The sequence below is a fragment of the Pseudomonas sp. Root401 genome (genome assembly GCF_001425105.1).
Taxonomy (GTDB): Bacteria; Pseudomonadota; Gammaproteobacteria; order Pseudomonadales; family Pseudomonadaceae; genus Aquipseudomonas; species Aquipseudomonas brassicacearum.
Genome location: NZ_LMDO01000012.1, coordinates 364,520 through 383,598 on the forward strand (window position 1 = coordinate 364,520; position 19,079 = coordinate 383,598).

Annotated in this window: 16 protein-coding genes and 1 pseudogene; 5 read left to right on the plus strand and 12 right to left on the minus strand. The window is 60.9% G+C overall.

From position 1 onward, the window contains the following. Positions 1 to 993: 993 nt before the first annotated feature. Positions 994 to 1,366 (minus strand): annotated as a pseudogene (locus ASC85_RS11540) (DUF6124 family protein). Between the two features lie 534 nt (positions 1,367 to 1,900). Here ASC85_RS11540 and ASC85_RS11545 point away from each other — a divergent pair. The 3 genes from ASC85_RS11545 to ASC85_RS11555 all read left to right on the plus strand — a co-directional run bounded on the left by ASC85_RS11545 (position 1,901) and on the right by ASC85_RS11555 (position 5,334). Continuing rightward, on the plus strand, positions 1,901 to 2,284 hold the full coding sequence (locus tag ASC85_RS11545; protein ID WP_057449414.1) for a hypothetical protein: 384 nt from the start codon (positions 1,901 to 1,903) through the stop codon (positions 2,282 to 2,284). A gap of 146 nt (positions 2,285 to 2,430) precedes the next feature. Further along, positions 2,431 to 3,795, plus strand: a complete 1,365-nt coding sequence (locus ASC85_RS11550) for a hypothetical protein (RefSeq protein ID WP_057449415.1) — start codon at positions 2,431 to 2,433, stop codon at positions 3,793 to 3,795. Positions 3,796 to 3,801: 6 nt separating this feature from the next. Further along, positions 3,802 to 5,334, plus strand: coding sequence for a hypothetical protein (locus tag ASC85_RS11555; RefSeq protein WP_082534364.1), 1,533 nt, complete (start codon positions 3,802 to 3,804; stop codon positions 5,332 to 5,334). Between the two features lie 68 nt (positions 5,335 to 5,402). On the opposite strand, the gene ASC85_RS11560 is transcribed toward ASC85_RS11555, so the two are convergent. The 6 genes from ASC85_RS11560 to exbB form a co-directional block, all read right to left on the minus strand. Further along, the gene (locus tag ASC85_RS11560) at positions 5,403 to 6,800 is read right to left on the minus strand and encodes an aminoacyl-tRNA deacylase and HDOD domain-containing protein (RefSeq protein WP_057449417.1); all 1,398 of its coding nucleotides are present in this window, start codon (positions 6,798 to 6,800) and stop codon (positions 5,403 to 5,405) included. A gap of 79 nt (positions 6,801 to 6,879) precedes the next feature. Then, complete coding sequence (gene recG / locus ASC85_RS11565; RefSeq protein ID WP_057449418.1) at positions 6,880 to 8,955, minus strand: ATP-dependent DNA helicase RecG; 2,076 nt, start codon at positions 8,953 to 8,955, stop codon at positions 6,880 to 6,882. A 9-nt stretch (positions 8,956 to 8,964) separates the two neighbouring features. After that, the gene (locus tag ASC85_RS11570) at positions 8,965 to 9,885 is read right to left on the minus strand and encodes a hydrogen peroxide-inducible genes activator (RefSeq protein ID WP_003206891.1); all 921 of its coding nucleotides are present in this window, start codon (positions 9,883 to 9,885) and stop codon (positions 8,965 to 8,967) included. A gap of 362 nt (positions 9,886 to 10,247) precedes the next feature. After that, the gene (locus ASC85_RS11575; protein ID WP_057449419.1) at positions 10,248 to 11,003 is read right to left on the minus strand and encodes an energy transducer TonB; all 756 of its coding nucleotides are present in this window, start codon (positions 11,001 to 11,003) and stop codon (positions 10,248 to 10,250) included. Beyond that, positions 11,000 to 11,428 carry a TonB system transport protein ExbD gene (gene exbD / locus ASC85_RS11580; protein WP_003206888.1) on the minus strand — a complete coding sequence of 143 codons (429 nt, stop codon included), beginning with the start codon at positions 11,426 to 11,428 and terminating at the stop codon, positions 11,000 to 11,002. The genes ASC85_RS11575 and exbD overlap by 4 nt, the downstream gene beginning before the upstream one ends. Before the next feature lie 6 nt (positions 11,429 to 11,434). Next, positions 11,435 to 12,406 carry a tonB-system energizer ExbB gene (gene exbB / locus ASC85_RS11585; RefSeq protein ID WP_057449420.1) on the minus strand — a complete coding sequence of 324 codons (972 nt, stop codon included), beginning with the start codon at positions 12,404 to 12,406 and terminating at the stop codon, positions 11,435 to 11,437. 188 nt (positions 12,407 to 12,594) lie between these two features. Here exbB and ASC85_RS11590 point away from each other — a divergent pair, with 188 nt between their 5' ends. Further along, positions 12,595 to 13,452, plus strand: a complete 858-nt coding sequence (locus ASC85_RS11590; protein WP_057449421.1) for an SDR family oxidoreductase — start codon at positions 12,595 to 12,597, stop codon at positions 13,450 to 13,452. A gap of 245 nt (positions 13,453 to 13,697) precedes the next feature. After that, positions 13,698 to 14,597 carry a DMT family transporter gene (locus ASC85_RS11595; RefSeq protein WP_057449422.1) on the plus strand — a complete coding sequence of 300 codons (900 nt, stop codon included), beginning with the start codon at positions 13,698 to 13,700 and terminating at the stop codon, positions 14,595 to 14,597. A gap of 51 nt (positions 14,598 to 14,648) precedes the next feature. Here the strand turns inward: ASC85_RS11595 and ASC85_RS11600 are convergent, their stop codons facing one another. The 5 genes from ASC85_RS11600 to gmk form a co-directional block, all read right to left on the minus strand. Continuing rightward, the gene (locus tag ASC85_RS11600) at positions 14,649 to 15,389 is read right to left on the minus strand and encodes a hypothetical protein (protein WP_057449423.1); all 741 of its coding nucleotides are present in this window, start codon (positions 15,387 to 15,389) and stop codon (positions 14,649 to 14,651) included. A gap of 55 nt (positions 15,390 to 15,444) precedes the next feature. Continuing rightward, on the minus strand, positions 15,445 to 15,825 hold the full coding sequence (locus ASC85_RS11605; protein WP_014340863.1) for a RidA family protein: 381 nt from the start codon (positions 15,823 to 15,825) through the stop codon (positions 15,445 to 15,447). 36 nt (positions 15,826 to 15,861) lie between these two features. Continuing rightward, a complete protein-coding gene (gene spoT, locus ASC85_RS11610) occupies positions 15,862 to 17,967 on the minus strand; it encodes a bifunctional GTP diphosphokinase/guanosine-3',5'-bis pyrophosphate 3'-pyrophosphohydrolase (protein ID WP_030142176.1) in 2,106 nt (701 codons plus the stop codon). A gap of 60 nt (positions 17,968 to 18,027) precedes the next feature. Then, positions 18,028 to 18,291: a DNA-directed RNA polymerase subunit omega gene (gene rpoZ / locus ASC85_RS11615; RefSeq protein ID WP_003177259.1), complete on the minus strand. Its 264-nt coding sequence runs from the start codon at positions 18,289 to 18,291 to the stop codon at positions 18,028 to 18,030. 167 nt (positions 18,292 to 18,458) lie between these two features. After that, positions 18,459 to 19,079, minus strand: a complete 621-nt coding sequence (gmk, locus tag ASC85_RS11620) for a guanylate kinase (RefSeq protein ID WP_003206877.1) — start codon at positions 19,077 to 19,079, stop codon at positions 18,459 to 18,461.

The following is a 19,079-nucleotide window of genomic DNA, read 5'->3' on the forward strand; positions in this document are numbered from 1 at the left end:
CGCGAAGGGCCATCCATGGCCCAGCGCGGCTATCCCGGCATCCATGCCGGGATGCCCACTCCACAATGCCTGCGTTCGGCCATCGTGGTTAACGGGGCGCCGAGATCAACGTCCACCGCGAGGCGGCCTAGTAGCCGACCTGGCTCTCCCGGTCGTACACCCCTCAGCTCTGTTTGAGCAGGATCTGTGGGAGCAAAGCTTGCTCGCGAGGCGGCCTAGTAGCCGACCTGGCTCTCCGGGTCGTACACCCGTCAGATCTGTTTGAGCAGAACCTGTGGGAGCAAAGCTTGCTCGCGAGGCGGCCTAGTAGCCGACCTGGCTCTCCCGGTCGTACACCCGTCAGATCTGTTTGAGCAGAACCTGTGGGAGCAAAGCTTGCTCGCGAGGCGGCCTTATAGCCGACCTGGACCTGGCTCTCCCGGTCGTACACCCGTCAGATCTGTTTGAGCAGAACCTGTGGGAGCAAAGCTTGCTCGCGAGGCGGCCTTATAGCCGACCTGGCTCTCCCGGTCGTACACCCCTCAGCTCTGTTTGAGCAGGATCTGTGGGAGCAAAGCTTGCTCGCGAGGCGGCCTGACAGCCGACCTGGCTCTCCCGGTCGTACACCCGTCAGATCTGTTTGAGCAGAACCTGTGGGAGCAAAGCTTGCTCGCGAGGCGGCCTTATAGCCGACCTGNAGCCGACCTGGCTCTCCCGGTCGTACACCCGTCAGATCTGTTTGAGCAGAACCTGTGGGAGCAAAGCTTGCTCGCGAGGCGGCCTTATAGCCGACCTGGCTCTTCGGCCATACCCCCGATCCAACAGTGGGAGCGAGCCTGCTCGCGATGGCGTCGGTTCAGCTTGCATCATTGTTGCCTGACACTCCGCTATCGCGAGCAAGCTCGCTCCCACAGTTGTTTTGAGTTGACTGTGGTATCCGCGACAACCCAATTTCCCCCTGTGGGAGCGAGCTTGCTCGCGATGGCGTCGGCCCAGTCTGCATCAATACGAACGCTACCCCTTGGCCCCAGGCGCCGCCATCTCCTTGGCTTCCAAATGATCCAACGCCCGCTCAACCAACAACTGCACCCCGTCGGCCATGCGGCTGATCGCCAGGGCGACGCAGCGGCGTGAGTCATCCACGTCGTCGGCGATGGTGCTGATGGACAGTAGATCTTCGGAGGCGTTGGCCAGCAGGGTTTCGGTGTCGATGTGGGGGGCGACGATGAACAGCTTGGTGCTGTCGGGTTCGGGCGGTGAGGCGGGCTTGGGTTTGAGGTAGTAGTCGAGGGCGCGGGTGGCGGCGTCATCGAGCTTTTGTTCTTCCTGCGCTTGGACGCGGGATTTGTGGCCGCTTTGCTGGGGGATTCGGAGTTGCTTTGAACATGATTGATTACCCGATATGTAATTGATTGGAAGCTGACACCTCTCGTTGCACCGAAGAAGGTGGCAGCTGTGCGCGGGTGTGCAAGACCGGGCATATCGGACCCCGGCAGACCTCGAGAGTCTCCCGCGCGCAGCCGCCATAAACGCACCAATACGAGCATGAGCCGTTTGGCGTGGCAGTTGCGCGCCGATATGTACCGGACTTGCACGTCCGTGTCACCGTTTTTTGCGATGACGAACAGAGGTTAGCGGTGCTCGTAAGCGCTGCCTAGTTCATGAACCACCCGGCGTTTTGAAGGAAATGTCCGAGGAACAGGAGGGCAAAAAGATCAAAAGATCGCAGCCTTCGGCAGCTCCTACGGAAATCGATGTAAGAGCTGCCGAAGGCTGCGATCTTTTGATTTTTGGTTTCGTGACTTGGCAGTCATCTTTCGCGAAAACCAGCTTATCTTCCGCCAAAGCGATCCGATGATGGCGTTACGCCGAAGAATCGCTAAACTGCCAGCCATTCATCTTTCATCACGAGGCTGTGCCCATGAAATTTCGTTTTCTGCTGTGGATGCTGGGGTTGTTGATGGGCAAGGCCAGTCGGACCAATCCGGCGTTCCAGCAGCAGTTGGGCGACAAGGAATTGGTGTTTCAACTGCAAACCCTGGACGGCAAGGTCGCCCGGCATTTCACCGTGAAAAACCAGCGCATCACTAGCCAGTCCGGCACTTACCCGGAGCCTGCGTTCGCCATTGCCTTCAAGGACGCCGCCTATGGCTTCGCCACGATGCAGGCCAAGAACAAGCAACTGGCGTTCATGACGGGGATTCAGGACAAGTCGATCCAGATCAAGGGCAACCCGGCGCTGGTGATCTGGTTCCAGGGGCTGACCAAGTATTTGAAGCCGAGGAAGACCAAGCCGAAGCCTTGAATAGCGGGTTTGCTTACCAGATCAAATTTTCATTCCCAAAAGATTGATAAAACTGTCAGCAATGACAGGTGTATGCGCGTCTGTTTGAAGGCTCCATAAAGCTTGATATCCACATTGGATTTTCATTTCTTAATGGAGCAAAAAACATGACTCAATCATCTGACACCACCGATGCAGGCACACTGGACCCCAGCTTCGCCAACGGCGGGGTACTTAGGCTGCCGACCCCCGAGTTCACTGGGTACTACATACAGGCCATTTTGCCGCTAGCTGGAAAAGAACTGCTTCTCGGCATGCGTTTAGCGGGAGAGTTCGAACCGATTGGGCTCGCGAAATTGAATGAGGGCGGTTCGATTGATATGGCGTTTGGCGGGGCTGGCACAGGCTTGGTGGAATTCTATTTAAAAGGTGCAAGGTTGTATGTCTCCCAGCTCCGCGCTCTGAGCGATGGTGGATGGCTGGTGCTCGGTGACTACCAGACGAATGACGGTAGATCTGGAGGTAAATACCTTTTGCGGTACTTCCAGGATGGACAGCTGGATAGGTCCTTTGGCGAGAACGGTCTTCGCTTGCTTCCTGTTAGAGAAGAGCAACGGGAAGTTGAAAAAAAGCCGAGAGTTCCGGGTTGGGATGACGAGCAATCATCCGTTCAGGGGCGTCGTGCCCAAGGCCGTCAAGGAGCCGCTGCGGTCCAGCAATCGGACGGCAAGATCGTTTGGATCAATGATAGATATCCTGAGTCCGGCCCCTTGCAACAGATTGTGCTTCGTCTTAATTCGGATGGTTCGATGGACGATACATTTAACGGGGTAGGTTTTGCGGTCATTGAGCTGAAAGATATCCCCTATGATTCTTTCTATGCCGACGCAGTCGCCGTCCAGGCAGATGGAAAGGTGCTGGTCGCTGGTTATTATTCCAAGACCAGCCCGGCTTCAAGAGGTGTTTATGTGACGCGTTTCGATGCAACGGGTCGCCTCGATACCAGCTTCAACGGCGGCGTTGTGACCGTTGCGAATTCTGAGCTCATCCATGCGAACGCAATCACGGTGAGAGAAAGGGATGGCGCAATTGTTGTTATAGGTAGGGTTTCGCGCGATAGACACAGTTATGGGTTGATGTTCGTTTTAACCAGCAGTGGGTTCTTCGATTTCCATTTCAATCGCGGGCAGCCACTTTTTTCCGCGCTGCTGGCCCAAGGGCAGGATTGGCGACGTTGCGCATTGCAGGCGGACGGCTCGATTCTCGCCTCTGGTACTACGGGCAGAGGGGTTGTTGAAGAGGTAACAACAGCGCTGACGGCGCGTTTCCATTCCGATGGTTCGCTGGATCCTACGTTCAATGGTAGTGGCTTCGTGGTATTTGACGAAGACGAACAGTATGAGACTGTTGAGGATATGGCGGTAATGACAGACGGGCGGATCGTCGTTGCCGGTTTTACCTGGGTAGATGGGGAGGAGTGGCCGTACGTCCCGTATATCGATAGAGGTTGGATTATTCGTTATTTGGCGTGAACAGCCATGCAAGAACGCAGGCCGATGCTTTGGCCTCGCCACGGTGAAGGCCAAATCCAGATCGGAGTGGGTCTTGGCATGTCGGGTTGGCGGTTTGCTCTGAACTGTTATTTCTTACAGGTGCGCGAGGGCGTGTTTGGGCGTTTCATGGGATTGAAATCCGCGTTGGATCTCATTCACTTTGATGGAGCAAACATCATGGCTCAGCCAGCAGGAACTATGAGGGCAGGCACGCTAGACCCAACTTTTGCCGATGATGGTGTATTGAGGCTGCCGAGACCCGTTATTTCCGGAGTTCGGCCAGTAGCTGTTTTGCCGTTACCTGAAGGAAAGTTGCTTGTCGCCATTCTTTTATCAGGGATAGACGCGCCTGTCGCGTTAGCGCGACTGAATGAGGATGGCTCGTTCGACACCCGCTTCGGGGAACACGGAACGGGTTTCGTAGAAATCTATATGGAAGAGACCACTCTGGATGTTTGGGAGTTGCTCGCTCTAAGCGATGGTGGATGGTTGGTGATTGGCAACTACACGTTGCCCGCTGGCGGTGGTCTGTATGTGGTGCGATATCACGAAGACGGAAAACTGGACGCGTCTTTTGGCGAGAAAGGTCTGCGTTTGCTTCCCTATGACGATATGGGCGGCCCCACGGATATTGGCGTAAGCGTAGACGTTTCCGGTCAGGATGACGAAACAGCATCCTTGAGAACCTCGCGTAGTGCAGGAGGTTCAGCGGCTCTGGATGGAAAGATCTTCCTGCGCCATAGTGTAACGACTGATTCCGGCCAGAGAAAAGGAGTCGTGATTCGCCTTAACTCGGATGGCTCGACGGACTACACGTTTAACGGAGTTGGTTTCGTGCTCATCGAGCTCGAAGGCATTTCGTATGACTACAATTCTCCCGAGTCCATCGCGGTTCAGGCAGATGGCAAGGTGTTGGTCGTTGGTCAGTATGCCCTGAACAGTCTGGCTGCCAGGGGTGCCTATGTGACGCGTTTTGATGCAATGGGACGTCTCGACAAGGGTTTCAACGGCGGGGTTGTGACCGTTAGTCATTCCAGTCTCATTGTGATGCGTGACGTCGCAGTAAGCGCGACTGACGGCAGGATTGTCGCGGTAGGCAGGGCTTTTCGCAACGGTGCTCTTCATGGGTTGATGTTCGTTGTAACCCGCGATGGATTCTTCGATTACAGTTTCAATCGCGGGCAGCCACTTTTCTCCGCGCTGGCCCCGAAAGGGCTGGGCTGGCGTCGTTGTGTACTGCAGTCAGATGGTTCGATCCTTGTCGCCGGGAGTACTGGCAGTGGCTTTGCTGAAGAAGGGCTTACAGCGCTGACGGCACGTTTTCGCTCTGATGGTTCTCTGGATCCGACGTTCAATGACAACGGCTTTGTCATTTTTGACGAAGACGAGATGTACGAAAGCGTTGAGGACATGGCGGTAATGCCGGATGGACGGATCGTGGTTTGCGGTCTGGGGTGGGTAGACGGCGATCCCTGGGCTGATATAAATGCCGGTTGGGTGATTCGTTACCTGGTTTGAGTCGCGTGGATCACTGTGGCGAGGGAGTAGGCTCCTTCGCCACAAAAAGCTCATCAGTCAGTCGATGATCAGTGGTTGAACTGCGAAGCCAGTTCGCGCAGCAGCACTTCCGCGTCCAGCACTTTGCTGACTACGTCGTTGACCTTGTCCCGAGACAGGCCTACGCGCTCGAGCAATGCATCGGGAATTTCCTCGTCCGGGCCGGAGCCGATCCCTCGCGAGCGCAGCAGGCGTACGGCCAGGCATACCAGGTTCGGGTAGGCGGCGTATTCGCCGTCGTAGTGCGGGTCGTGCTGGAAGCGCAGGGCGGTGGCCAGTTCGTCGGGCATGTCCCAGTAGCGCATCAGCCAGGCGCCGATCTGCTCGCGACTGATGCCCAGCAGGTGCTGTTCCACGTAGCTGTGGCACAGGTGCGGGTTGACCTCCAGGTGTCGGCAGATCAACGAGAAGTGTGGCGGGAACACGTGGGCCAGCAGCAGATAGCCGAAGTTGTGCAGCAGGCCGGACAGATAGGTCAGGCCACCTTCGGGACGCTGGGCGCGCGGCATGGCGCGGGTCAGGCCTTCGATGACGGCGGCGGTGTAGATCGACTGGTGCCAGTACGGCGTGGTGTGTTGCGGGTGGTCCTTGGGCAGGCTCAGGGTCTTGCCCAGGGCCAGGCCCAGCGCCAGGTTGATCACCAGGTCGAAGCCCAGTACCCGGACGATGGCATCTTCCACCGAACGAATCTTGCCGGGTGAAGCGTAGTAGGGCGATGCCGCCCAGCTCACCACTTGCGCGGCCAGGGCCGGGTCGGTTTCCACCACGCCGGTGATGTCATCGATGGTCGCGTCCGGGTCGACCCGCAGCTTGATGATTTTCTGTGCGGTTTCAGCCAGCGGCGGGATCTCGATGGTTTCTTCCAGCCGTTGCTGGATACGCCGGGCGGTGAACGCCTGCACAGCCTGGGTGATTTCCGCGCGGTCGTCGTGCGGGCGGTCCAGGTTGGGGGTGATGTTGCTCACGGCTTCGCCGAACGTCGCGGCGCTGGCCTTGGTGAGCATGGTCTTGAACGCTTCGCTGGTGACTTCCAGCAACAGCCCCGGTTCGCCGGAGTTGATCAGCAACTTCGGTTCGCGCAGCAGGCTTTCTTCGTACAGGCAGGGCGAGCTGGTCAGCGCCGGCAGGCCGGGCAGCAGGCTCAGGCTGTGCTTGCCGAGCATGCGCTCCAGGCGTTCGGTCGGCACTGCCGTGAGTTTGCGACCAGTGAGTTCGGCCAGGCGATTGAGGTCCAGCAGCTGGCTTTGCGGAAACAGCACCATGAGCGCGCCAACGGCATCGTGCAGCAACACCGCCTGCACTTTACGGGCTGGGTTCAGGCCGGGTCGTTCGAGCACTTCGTCAAAGCCGATGCCCAATTTCTCGAGCAACAGCCGAATAACAGACGGAGCGTGCGGGGATTCGGGGACGAGGGCAGCTTCTGTCATGGTCTGTATCCGTTTTCCTACAAGTTGGTCAGTATAACCAGCTTGTCCGGTACGCGCGTCCGGAAAACTGAGCGCGTGCTCACACTTGGCCGTATTGCTGCCCATGACGCAGCCAGCGATCCAGCAGCGGGCTGACGTGGTCGGGCCAGCGTTCCAGCAGCGCCTGGGCGGCGTCGCGTACGGCGGGGAGCAGGTCGGCGTCGCGCATCAGGTCGGCTACCTTGAATTGAAGCAGACCGGTCTGGCGCGTGCCGAGCATTTCACCGGGGCCGCGCAATTCGAGGTCTTTTTCGGCGATGACGAAACCGTCGTTGGTTTCGCGCATGATCCCCAGACGCTGGCGCCCGATCTGCGACAGCGGCGGGTGGTACAGCAGGACGCAATGGCTGGCGGCACTGCCCCGGCCGACGCGGCCGCGCAGTTGGTGCAGCTGCGCCAGGCCCAGCCGTTCGGGGTTTTCGATGATCATCAGGCTGGCATTGGGCACGTCGACGCCCACCTCGATCACCGTGGTCGCGACCAATAGCTGCAGGGCGCCGGCCTTGAATTCAGCCATGACGGCGGCTTTTTCGGCGGGTTTCATGCGGCCGTGGATCAGCCCGACCTTCAACTCGCCGAGGGCGGCGGTGAGGTCCTCAAAGGTGGTTTCGGCCGCCTGGCAGGTCAGTTCCTCCGACTCTTCGATCAAGGTGCACACCCAATAAGCCTGCCGCCCTTCGGCACAGGCGCTGCGCACGCGCTCGATCACCTCCACTCGTCGGGTGTCGGTGACCAGCACGGTATTGACCGGTGTGCGGCCGGGGGGCAGTTCGTCGAGGATCGAGGTGTCGAGGTCGGCGTAGGCGCTCATCGCCAGGGTTCGCGGGATCGGCGTGGCGGTCATGATCAGCTGATGAGGGCACATCCGCCCACCCACGCCTTTCTGCCGCAGGGCCAGGCGCTGTTGCACGCCGAAGCGGTGTTGTTCGTCGATGATCACCAGGGCCAGGTTCTTGAACTGCACTTCGTCCTGGAACAGCGCATGGGTGCCAACCACCATGGGCGCGCCTTCGGCGATCTGCGCCAGGGCCGCGACGCGGTTCTTGCCCTTGAGCTTGCCGGCCAGCCAGGCGACTTCGATGCCCAGCGGTTCGAGCCAGCGCTGGAAGGTGATGAAATGTTGTTCGGCGAGGATCTCGGTGGGCGCCATTAACGCCACCTGATAACCGGCCTCCAATGCCTGCAGCGCCGCCAGGGCGGCGACCACGGTCTTGCCGGCACCGACATCGCCCTGGATCAGTCGCAGCATCGGCTCGGGTTGGCTCAGGTCGTAGGCGATTTCGTTGCCGACCCGTTGCTGGGCGCCCGTGGGGGTGAAACCGAGGTTGGCCAGGTAGCGGGCCGGCAGATCCCTGGCCTTGGGCATGGCCGGGGCGCGCAGGGAACGCAGGCTTTCGCGCAGGCGTTGCTGGGACAGTTGATGGGTCAGCAGTTCTTCGAACGCCAGGCGGTGCTGGGCCCAGTGATGGCCGAGGGCGAGTTCGTCGACGTCGGCATCGGCGGGCGGATGGTGCAGGTAGCGGATCGCATCGGCCAGGGGCGCCAGGTGGTAATCCCGGGCCAGTTCCGTGGGCAGCCAGTCGGGCAGGCTGCTGGGGCCGAGCAGGGTCAGGGTTTGCTGGCAGAGCTGGCGCAGGCGTTGTTGGGTCAGGCCTTCGGTGAGCGGATAGACCGGGGTCAGGGTTTCATCCACGGGCGGCGGTTCGTCGCCAGTGATGGCGCGGTATTCCGGGTGATAGATCTCCAGCCCCGACGCCCCGGGCCGCGCCTCGCCATAGCAGCGCACGCGGGTGCCGCGCTTGAGGCCTTCCTTTTGTGCATTGCTGAAATGGTAGAAGCGCAGGCTGAGCCCGCCGGTGCCGTCCTGCAGGCGCACCACCAGGCTGCGCCGACGGCCCATGACCACGTCGGCGCCGCTGACGGTGCCTTCGATCACCGCATCCTGCCCCGGGCGCAAATGGCCGATGGGCACCACACGGGTGCGGTCCTGGTAACGCAGCGGCAGGTGAAACAGCACGTCCTGGAGGTTTTCCAGGCCGACCTTGGCCAGTTTCTCGGCCATGGCTTCACCGACACCCTTGAGTGTCGTGACCGGCACTTTCGACAGCTCAGTCATGGCCGTGGCTTACTTGCCAGCGGGCGGCTTGGCCACGGAGCACAGACGGATCGAGTCGGCGAGGATCTCGATGGCCTTGGGCCGCGGGAAACTGGCGCGCCAGGCGATGGCAACGGTGCGGAACGGCACGGGCGGCGTCAGTGGGCGGACTTCGATCACGCCGGGGGCGTAATGATGGCTGTCCACCGCCGACAGCGGCAGGATCGAAATGCCCAGGCCCGAGGCGACCATGTGGCGGATGGTTTCCAGGGAGCTGGATTCCACTGTGGTGTGCTTGGCGCCTTCGCTGCCCTTGGTCAGGGTCGGGCAGGCTTCGAGCACCTGGTCGCGGAAGCAGTGGCCTTCGCCAAGCAACAGCAGGCTCTTGTCGTTGAGCAGGGCGGCGTCGATGGTTTTTTTCTGGGTCCAGGGGTGCTGGGCCGGCATCAGGACGTAGAACGGTTCGTCGTAGAGCGGCAGGGTCAGGACGTCGGCTTCGTTGAACGGCAGGGCGATGATGATCGCGTCCAGCTCGCCGTTGCGCAGCTTGTCACGCAGCACATGGGTGAAGTTTTCTTCGATGTACAACGGCATCTGCGGGGCGACCCGGTGCAGTTGCGGAATCAGGTGCGGGAACAGGTACGGGCCGACGGTGTAGATCGCGCCGACTTTCAGCGGGGCGGTCAGTTGGTTCTTGCCGGCCTGGGCCAGTTCGCGAATGCCCTGGGCCTGCTCCAGGACCTTTTGTGCCTGGGCCACGATGCCTTCGCCCACGGGGGTCAGGCGCACGGCGCTTTTGCTGCGCTCGAAAATCAGCACACCGAGTTCGTCTTCAAGCTTTTTCACACCCACCGACAGCGTCGGCTGGCTGACGTGGCAACGCTCGGCCGCATGGCCGAAATGCTGCTCTTGGGCGAGGGTCACGATGTAGCGTAATTCTGTGAGGGTCATGGCGAGCGTCCGTGAAGTTGCGAGCCAAGCATACCGGCTGCAATCGATAGACGCACGTTATCAGACTGGGGGTGCGGTGTGACACTGTCCAATGTCTGTTGGGTGGTTGCCGGATATGAAAAAAGGCATCTTTCGATGCCTTTCTGCCGGTTGTACTCATTGTGGCGAGGGAGCTTGCTCCCGCTGGGCCTTGTGTAGGAGCTGCCGAAGGCTGCGATCTTTTGATCTTTCCCCTGACGCTTGAGGCTCAAGCGTCAGGGGAAAGATCGCAGCCTCGCTCCGCTCGGCAGCTCCTACAGGCCCAGCGGGAGCAAGCTCCCTCGCCGCAGGATTCACCCTGCCATCGGGGTGCTAGGTCTGGATCAACGCCGGCGCTTGTCGATGGAGTACACAAACGGTGCCGTCAGTTCGATGGTGCCGTTGGTCAGCAGCTCCGCCGGTGGCTTGGGCAGCGGTTGGGCGCGGCGGATCATTTCCAGGGTGGCCTTGTCCAGCAAGTCCGTGCCGGAGCTGCCCACCAGTTCGAATGACAACACGTTGCCTTCGGCATCCACCACGAAGCGCAGGCGGTTGGTGCCTTCCTTGTTCATCTGCTGGGCCCTGGGCGGGTACTTCTTGTACTTGCCCAGGTGCGCCAGCAGCGTGCCCTGCCAATTGGCCTTGGCCGCCGATTGCGCAGGCGACGGGCCAGGCGCTGGTTGCGCGGACTTCTCGGCGACTGACTGGGTTGGCGGGGTGTCGCTGGGCTTCTGCTCCGACGGCTGTTCCTTCGGTGGCTCGGGCTTTTTTTCCACCGGTTTGGGTTTGGGCGGTTGCGGCTTTGGCTTGGGCTTGACCGGTTTGGGCACGGAAATCTCCGGCTTCGGCGCTTCGGCAAGCTTGGGCAGCGGCAATTCTTCGACCGGCTCGGGAGGTTGCGGCGGTGTGACGACTTTTGGCGGTGCCGGTGGCGGTGGGGCGGGTACCGGCGCCAGCTCGACCATCATCGCCTGGGGAGGCAATTCGATGGGCGCGCGTGATGTCCAGTTCAGCGCCACGGCGATGGCAAGCGCATGCACGCCCAACACCACGGCCAGGCTACCGCTGTAACGCGTCAGCTTTTGGCGCGTCGTGATCATTTCTTGGGCGCCGTCTCGAGTCCGACCAGACCGACCTTCAGGTAGCCGGCGCCCCGCAGCGCGTCCATCACGCTCATCAGGTCACCGTAGTCCACGCCTTTGTCGGCCTGGAAGAAGATCGTCGTGTCTTTCTTGCCCTGGGTCTTGGCGTCGAGGGTCGCGCCGAGGGTTTCGGCCTTGACCTCGTCTTCACCCAGGAACAGCCGCTGGTCAGCCTTGACGCTGAGGAACACCGGTTTTTCCGGCCGTGGCGAAGGCTTGGCCGTCGACGCTGGCAGGTCAACCTTGATGTCCACGGTGGCGAGTGGGGCGGCCACCATGAAGATGATCAACAGCACCAGCATCACGTCGATGAACGGCGTGACGTTGATTTCGTGGTTCTCGGCCAGATCGTCGTCTGCGCCTTCTTTCAAATGCAGGCCCATGGCCGATTACCCCACTTTCACCATGTGCGGTTGCGAGCCACGCTCGGGCGGCAGGTGGTCGAGGTCGCGGCTGACCAGCAGCAGGACTTCGGCCGAAGCGTCGGAGACCTGGGCCTTGTAGCCGGCAATGGAGCGGGCGAAGACGTTGTAGATCACCACGGCCGGGATCGCTGCGACCAGGCCCAATGCCGTTGCCAGCAAGGCTTCGGCGATGCCGGGTGCGACGACGGCGAGGTTGGTGGTCTGGGTCTTGGCGATGCCGATGAAGCTGTTCATGATGCCCCACACGGTGCCGAACAGGCCGACGAACGGCGCGGTAGAGCCGATGGTGGCGAGCACGCCGGTGCCGCTGCTCATGTTGCGACCACAGGCGGCGACCAGGCGCTCGAGGCGGAAGCTCACGCGTTCCTTGATGCCTTCTTTCTCGCGGCTGTTGGCTGACAGGCGCATCTCTTCGAGTGCGTCATGCACCAGCAGGTTGGCAAGAGTGCCTGCCTTCGCGGCAGTGGCGCTGGCTTCCTTGAGGGTGGTGGCTTTTTTCAGGGCGGCGATTTCACCTCGCAAGCGACGCTTGGCACCCAGCAGCTCGAAGCCTTTGGCAATCCAGATGGTCCAGGTGATGATCGAGGCGATGGCCAGGCCGATCATCACGATTTTCACGATGATGTCGGCGTTCTTGTACATGCCCCATGGCGACAGGTCGTGGGCCATGCCCAGGGAGTTGTCGGCTTCGAGCACCTGAGGTGCGTCGGCTTCGACGGCTTGGGCCGGGTCGGTGGCGACAGGCGTTGCGACGGGCGCGGCCGGGTCGGCCGGTGCCTGGGCAGCCGCCGGTGCGGTGGCCGGGGTCGTCGCGGGCGTCTGTGCATCGGCGAAGGCGGCGGCCGGAGCCAGTAGCAGGCTGAACAGCAGGGCGGCTACCGTGCTCCAGGCACGAGGTCGATTGGTTGGCGAAGCGGGGGACAGAGAGCGTTTCATGCTGGCCGGACCTGAGAGGAAAAAGAAGGTTGATGTTCTTCCAGGCCTCGTGGGGCCGAGAACAAAGTGGTGGGCATTATTGCAATTAATTCTTGTTAACAAAAGTAATACAGTAACTTTTTTTCTCACATGGCTAGCCGCTCGTCCCCTGCGAAGGCTAGTCTGCGGCTTTGCCAGAGGAGTTCTTGATGTCCGCGCCTTCTGTTTTGATCGCCGGCTGCGGTGATATCGGCGGCCGCCTGGCCCGCCAGTTAGTCGCCGAGCATTGGCAAGTCCATGGCCTGCGGCGCACGGTTTCGAAGCTGCCAGCGGGCGTCATCGGGGTGGCGGGGGATTTGTTCAGCGAGCAATGTCCCGCCGACTGGCCCACCGGGTCACTGGATTACCTGGTGTACAGCGCCGCAGCCACCGACCATGACGAAGCGGGTTATCGCACGGCTTATGTCGAAGGGTTGCAGCATGTGTTGGGCTGGTTGAAGCAGCATGGCCAGCGGCCCAAGCGTCTGCTGTTTGTGTCCAGCAGCAGTGTTTATGGGCAACAGCAGGGCGAATGGGTGGATGAAACCTCGCCTACCGTGGCCGGCGGCTATTCCGGGCGGTTGATGCTCGAAGCCGAGCAAGTGGCCTTGGACAGTGGCATCCCGGCCAGTCGCGTGCGCCTGACCGGCATCTATGGGCCGGGTCGTGAATGGTTGCTGAGCCAGGTGCGCCAAGGCTATCGCGTCGTGATCGACCCACCGCTGTACGCCAATCGCATCCACGCCGACGATGCCGCCGGCCTGCTGGCGTTCCTGCTGGAGGCCGATAGCCAGGGCCAGGTGCTGGACGATTGCTACATCGGCGTCGACGACACCCCCGCGCCGCTGGCCGAGGTGGTGGGCTGGTTGCGTGAATACATGGGCGTCACCCAGTGGGCCGAAGACGCCAGCGTGCGTCGTGCCGGCAGCAAGCGCTGCAGCAATGCCCGGGCCAAGGCCTTGGGCTGGACGCCGCGGTACCCGAGTTTTCGCGAGGGGTATGCGGCGATTCTGGAAGGGCGCTGCTGACACGGGCCTGCTCGGCGTGTGCTCGATGATGTCGTTCGGCGCCAAGGGCTAGTCCTGGGGCTCTTACCGTCCCGAGTACCTTCCAGGTCTTGACTTGGTTCATCTAGCTCGCCGAGCATTATCCGTTGCTTGCCGAAACCAAGCGTGATCTGCAGGCCACCCGCAACCGCTTCAATCATCTTTTGCGTCGTCGATGTGGGCCAACATCCTATCGAACGACCTGACAGCGACAAGGACCGTCATCAATGCAAGCCAGTTTCAGCAAAGGCGTTATCTTTGCACTCTCCGCCGCCGCGCTTAACGCCACGATAGGCGTGCTCAGCAAAGTGCTCATGAGCAATGGTTTCACCGCCAGCAGTGTCGCCGTCATAAAGACCGTCCTGGGTTGTCTGCTGCTCTCGGCCTTGCTGTTGTTTATCAAGCGTCCGGCGACGACGGCCAAATGGACCCAGGCAGCGATCTGCGCCTTTCTTGGTATCTTTGTGCTGTTCCACTTCGAAACGGCTGCCTATCGGCATTACGCTGCGGCGGGTGTGGTCGTGATGCTGATGGCCAGTGCTTCCATCTCCTCGATTGTGCTCGGACGCATCATCCTCAAGGATGCGATCACCGCGAATGCCACTGTGGGTGCCGCCTTGGCGATCGCCGGAATCGCGGTGATCTTTGGCGCCGATCTGCAGCAGGGCTTCACGCTCCAAGGCGTTGCGCTCGCGTCCATGGCGGGCTGCGGCTATGGGGCGTTTTCGGTCGCCATGAAACGGATGGGCGTGTCCGGTGGGCTGCACTTCACTCGACAGTTGCTGTTCTTCGGCAGCCTGTACTTGCTGATGCCGGCTTCGGCCGACGGCTTCGTGATCGGTGAACTGTCGCCCTGGGCGATTGCTGCACTGCTGGCGCTGGCCGCGCTGCCGACCATCCTCGGCTTTTTCTGCACCACCAAGGCAATCGAGTACCTCAAGCCATCCCAGGTGCAAGCCTTGGAGCTGACCGAGCCGCTGTTCGCCGCATTGCTGGCATTTGTTGTGCTCAATGAAGTGCCGCGCGAAAGCCTGTACCCGGGCGCACTACTGATCATCATTGGGCTGTGTTTCTCCAATGAGCTGATCCGCCTGGGTAGAAAAAAGCCTGTCCCGTCTCGCGCGTGAACCTTTGCCGGGAGGGGACGCTTGTACCGTTATTTCAAAGCGCCCTATCCCTTACTGCTTTTCCAGCAACCACCGCCGAGTGCCCGGCGTGAACGAAGGCATTTCATCAGCTAGCGCGGCGTTGACGGTCTGGAAGATCTCCAGCTTCTTGCCGTCGCGGGCAAAGATCCAGGTGTTGCCCTGGCCGTTCTGTTGCAGCCAGATGTTGTCGTTGCCACCGCTCATGGAGGCGCAGTCGCCGGCCAGGCACAAAGCGTAGCGATCGGCACCCGGCAGGCCGCTGACCTGGCCGTCGGGCTGGAATTGCACGGTGGCGCCCTGGCCGGGGCCGCTGGCGATGTTCCAGGTGCCGCCAAGGTAGGCGGCATACAGCGCGCGCTCGAAACTGGCACCGATGGGCGCGCCTTCCGGGACCTGGGCTTGTGCGCGGTCGAACACCTGCTGCGGTTCGTTCTCGGTGGCGGCCTGGCTCAACTGGTCGCCATCGCGCTTGAGTTCGCTGGCGGAGCTGCCGTAGAAATCGACTTTCCAGGCGCCGTCTTCTTCGCCCAGCAATTTGCCTTCGACGTTTTCAAAACCGTTGGTGTAGCGTGCCTGACCGGCCCGGGTGTTGACGTCCCATTCCAGGTTCGGGCCATAGCCCTGCAGCGCTTCGCGAAGCGGGCCGCCCTTGGCGGCAGCGTCGATGGCTGCCTGGTTGATCCAGGTGCCGCTGATGTCACGGTCGGCAGGGTCGCTGGCGCAGCCGCCCAGAAGCAGGGCTGCCAGCGAGAGAGCAAGCGCTTTGCGCATGGTGGAATCCTTTCAAGACGAAAACGGCGCAGCGGGAGAGGCTGCGCCGGCCTTATTACTCGATGACCAGGATGGCATCCATCTCAACCTGAGCGCCCTTTGGCAGGGCGGCCACGCCGATGGCGGCGCGGGCAGGGTAAGGCTGGTCGAAGTACTTGCCCATGATCTCGTTGACCTTGGCGAAGTGGCTCAGGTCGGTGAGGAAGATGTTCAGCTTGACGATGTCCTTGAACGAACCACCGGCGGCCTCGGCCACGGCCTTGAGGTTTTCGAACACCTGCACGGTCTGGGCTTCGAAGCCTTCCACCAGTTCCATGGTTTTCGGGTCCAGTGGGATCTGGCCCGACATGTACACGGTGTTGCCGGCCTTGATCGCCTGGGAATAAGTACCGATGGCGGCCGGGGCCTTGTCGCTGGTGATAACAGTCTTGGTCATTGATGACTCCTGATAATGAGGTGGCTATTTGAGGAGCTATGCGCGCATCCGGGTGATACGGATAACCCCGGTCAGGGCGCGCAGTTTCTTGATCACGCGGGCCAGGTGCACACGGTCGTGCACGCTGACCACCAATTGAACGACGCTGATGCGGCCATCGCGTTCGTCCATGCTGATTTTTTCGATATTGCCATCGGCGGCATTGACGCTGCTGGCCAGCAGGGCGATCAGGCCGCGCTGGTGTTCCAGCTCGACCCGCAGCTCGACGTTGAATTCGCCGGTGACATCCTTGGCCCAGGAGAGCTGGATGCATTTTTCCGGGTTGTGACGGATTTCGCTGATGTTGCGGCAGTTGTCCAGGTGCACCACCATCCCTTTGCCAGCGGACAAATGGCCGACAATCGGATCGCCCGGGATCGGCGTACAGCACTTGGCATAACTGAGCACCAGGCCTTCGGTGCCGCGAATCGCCAGCGGGCCTTCGGGGCTTGGCAACTGTTCGCCTTCGCCGAGCAGGCGGCGGGCGACCACGTAGGCCATGCGATTGCCCAGGCCGATGTCTTCGAGCAGGTCTTCGATCAGTTCGAGGCGGTATTCGTGGAGCATCACCTGCACACGCTCGGCCGGGATCTTGTCCAGCGAGCTGTCGAAACCGTTCAGTACCTTGTTCAGCAGGCGTTCGCCGAGGCTGATGGATTCGGAGCGGCGTTGCAGTTTCAAGGCATGGCGGATATGGGTGCGGGCCTTGCCGGTGACCACGAAATTGAGCCACGCCGGGTTGGGCCGGGCGCCCGGGGCGCTGACGATCTCCACCGTGGAACCGCTTTGCAGTGGTTCGGACAACGGTGCCAGGCGGCGGTTGATCCGGCACGCGATGCAACTGTTGCCGACGTCGGTGTGCACCGCATAGGCAAAGTCCACGGCCGTGGAGCCTTTGGGCAGCTCCATGATCCGGCCCTTGGGCGTGAAGACATAGACCTCGTCCGGGAACAGGTCGATCTTCACGCTCTCGATGAATTCCAGGGAGTTGCCGGCACGCTGCTGCATTTCCAGCACACCCTTGACCCATTGCCGGGCGCGGGCGTGGGTGCTCTTGGGCTGTTCGTCGCCGCTGGATTTGTACAGCCAGTGGGCGGCGATGCCGTTGTTGGCCATCTCTTCCATTTCGCGGGTGCGGATCTGGATTTCAATGGGTACGCCGTGCATGCCGAACAGCGTGGTGTGCAGCGACTGATAGCCGTTGGCCTTGGGGATCGCGATGTAATCCTTGAAGCGCCCCGGCAACGGTTTGTACAAATTATGTACAGCGCCCAGCACGCGGTAGCAGGTATCGACTTTGTCGACGATGATCCGGAACGCGTAGACGTCCATGATCTCGTTGAAGGCCCGACGCTTGCCGCGCATTTTCTTGTAGATGCCGTAGAGGTGTTTCTGCCGCCCGCTGACTTCGCCTTCGATGCCGTCGATGGCCAGGCAGTGGCTCAGGGACTCTTCGATCTTGTTGACGATCTCCTTGCGGTTGCCCCGGGCGCGCTTGACGGCCTGGTTGATCCGCGCCGAACGCATCGGGTGCATGGCCTTGAAGCCGAGGTCTTCGAACTCGATGCGGATCGCGTGCATGCCCAGGCGGTTGGCGATGGGGGCGTAGATTTCCAGGGTTTCCTTGGCGATGCGCCGGCGTTTTTCGCCGGACAGCACTTCCAGGGTGCGCATGTTGTGCAGGCGGTCGGCGAGCTTGACCAGGATCACGCGAATGTCGCGGGCCATGGCCATGGCCATTTTCTGGAAGTTTTCGGCCTGGGCCTCGGCCTTGGTCTCGAAGTTCATCTGGGTCAGCTTGCTGACCCCGTCGACCAGTTCGGCCACGGTTTCGCCGAACTGCGCTTGCAGCGCTTCCTTGGCAATGCCGGTGTCTTCGATCACGTCATGCAGCATCGCCGCCATCAGGCTCTGATGGTCCATGTGCATGTCGGCAAGAATATTCGCCACCGCAAGTGGATGCGTGACGTACGCCTCACCGCTGCGGCGGCGTTGGCCGTCGTGGGCTTGTTCGGCGTAGAAATAGGCTCGGCGGACCAGATTGACCTGGTCCGTGCCGAGGTAGGCCGATAAGCGATCGGCGAGGGCGTCTATGCTCGGCATGATGATGACTCCTGCCGTTTGCTGTGACCCCGCGCCGTGCTACGTCGACCAGGCATAGGCTTAGACCGCCTCGTTGGACTCGTCCTCGAACGCTGCGAACAGCGGTTCGTCTTCGACGATTTCAGCGTTGGCGATGAACTCGTAGCTCATCAGGCCTTCGGCGATTTCACGCAGCGCTACTACGGTAGGCTTGTCGTTTTCCCACTGGACCAACGGCTCTTTGCCACCGGTGGCCAGTTGACGGGCACGCTTGGTAGAGAGCATGACCAGCTCAAAGCGGTTTTCCACGTGTTCTAGGCAGTCTTCAACGGTTACGCGGGCCATGGTATTCCTCGGAGCGAATGCAATATGCGCGCTGCCCGGTTGGGCGAGCGGACTCGACAGTTTAAAAAAACACCAGCGTTTAGGGAAGCGCTGATTTTTTAACCAAACCCCTCGGCGCGCTGCGACTACCAATGTAAAGCCGTCGCAGCGGTTTTGGGAAGGGCTGTTCAGCCCAACAATTCGGCCAATAATTTGCCGAAACGTTGCTGCTGGCGTTTCTGCTGCAGCTGGCTGGCGCGGAAAATCGCTTTCAGGTCGTCCAGCGCGTGGGCGAAATCGTCGTTGATGATCAGGTAATCATAGTCGACGTAGTGACTCATCTCGCTGACCGCTTCGCGCATCCGGCCCTCGATGATGTCGTCGCTGTCCTGGCCACGGTTGGTCAGGCGCTGGCGCAAGGCTTGCTGGCTTGGCGGCAGGATGAAGATCGAACGGGCCTGGGGCATCAGCTTGCGCACCTGCTCGGCGCCTTGCCAGTCGATTTCCAGGATCAGGTCGTGACCTTCGTCCAGGGTCTGCTGCAGGTAGCTTTGCGAAGTGCCATAAAGATTGCCGAAAACTTCGGCGCGTTCCAGGAAGTCGCCGTGTTCGGCCATCTTCACGAACTCTTCGCGGTCGACGAAGTGATAGTTCACACCATTCACTTCGCCCGGGCGCATGGCGCGGGTGGTGTGCGAGACCGAGACGCGGATCTGCGGTTCGGCGTCGATCAGTGCCTTGACCAGGCTGGTCTTGCCGGCGCCCGAGGGCGCGGAAATGATGTAGAGGGTGCCGGTGCTGTGGGTCAT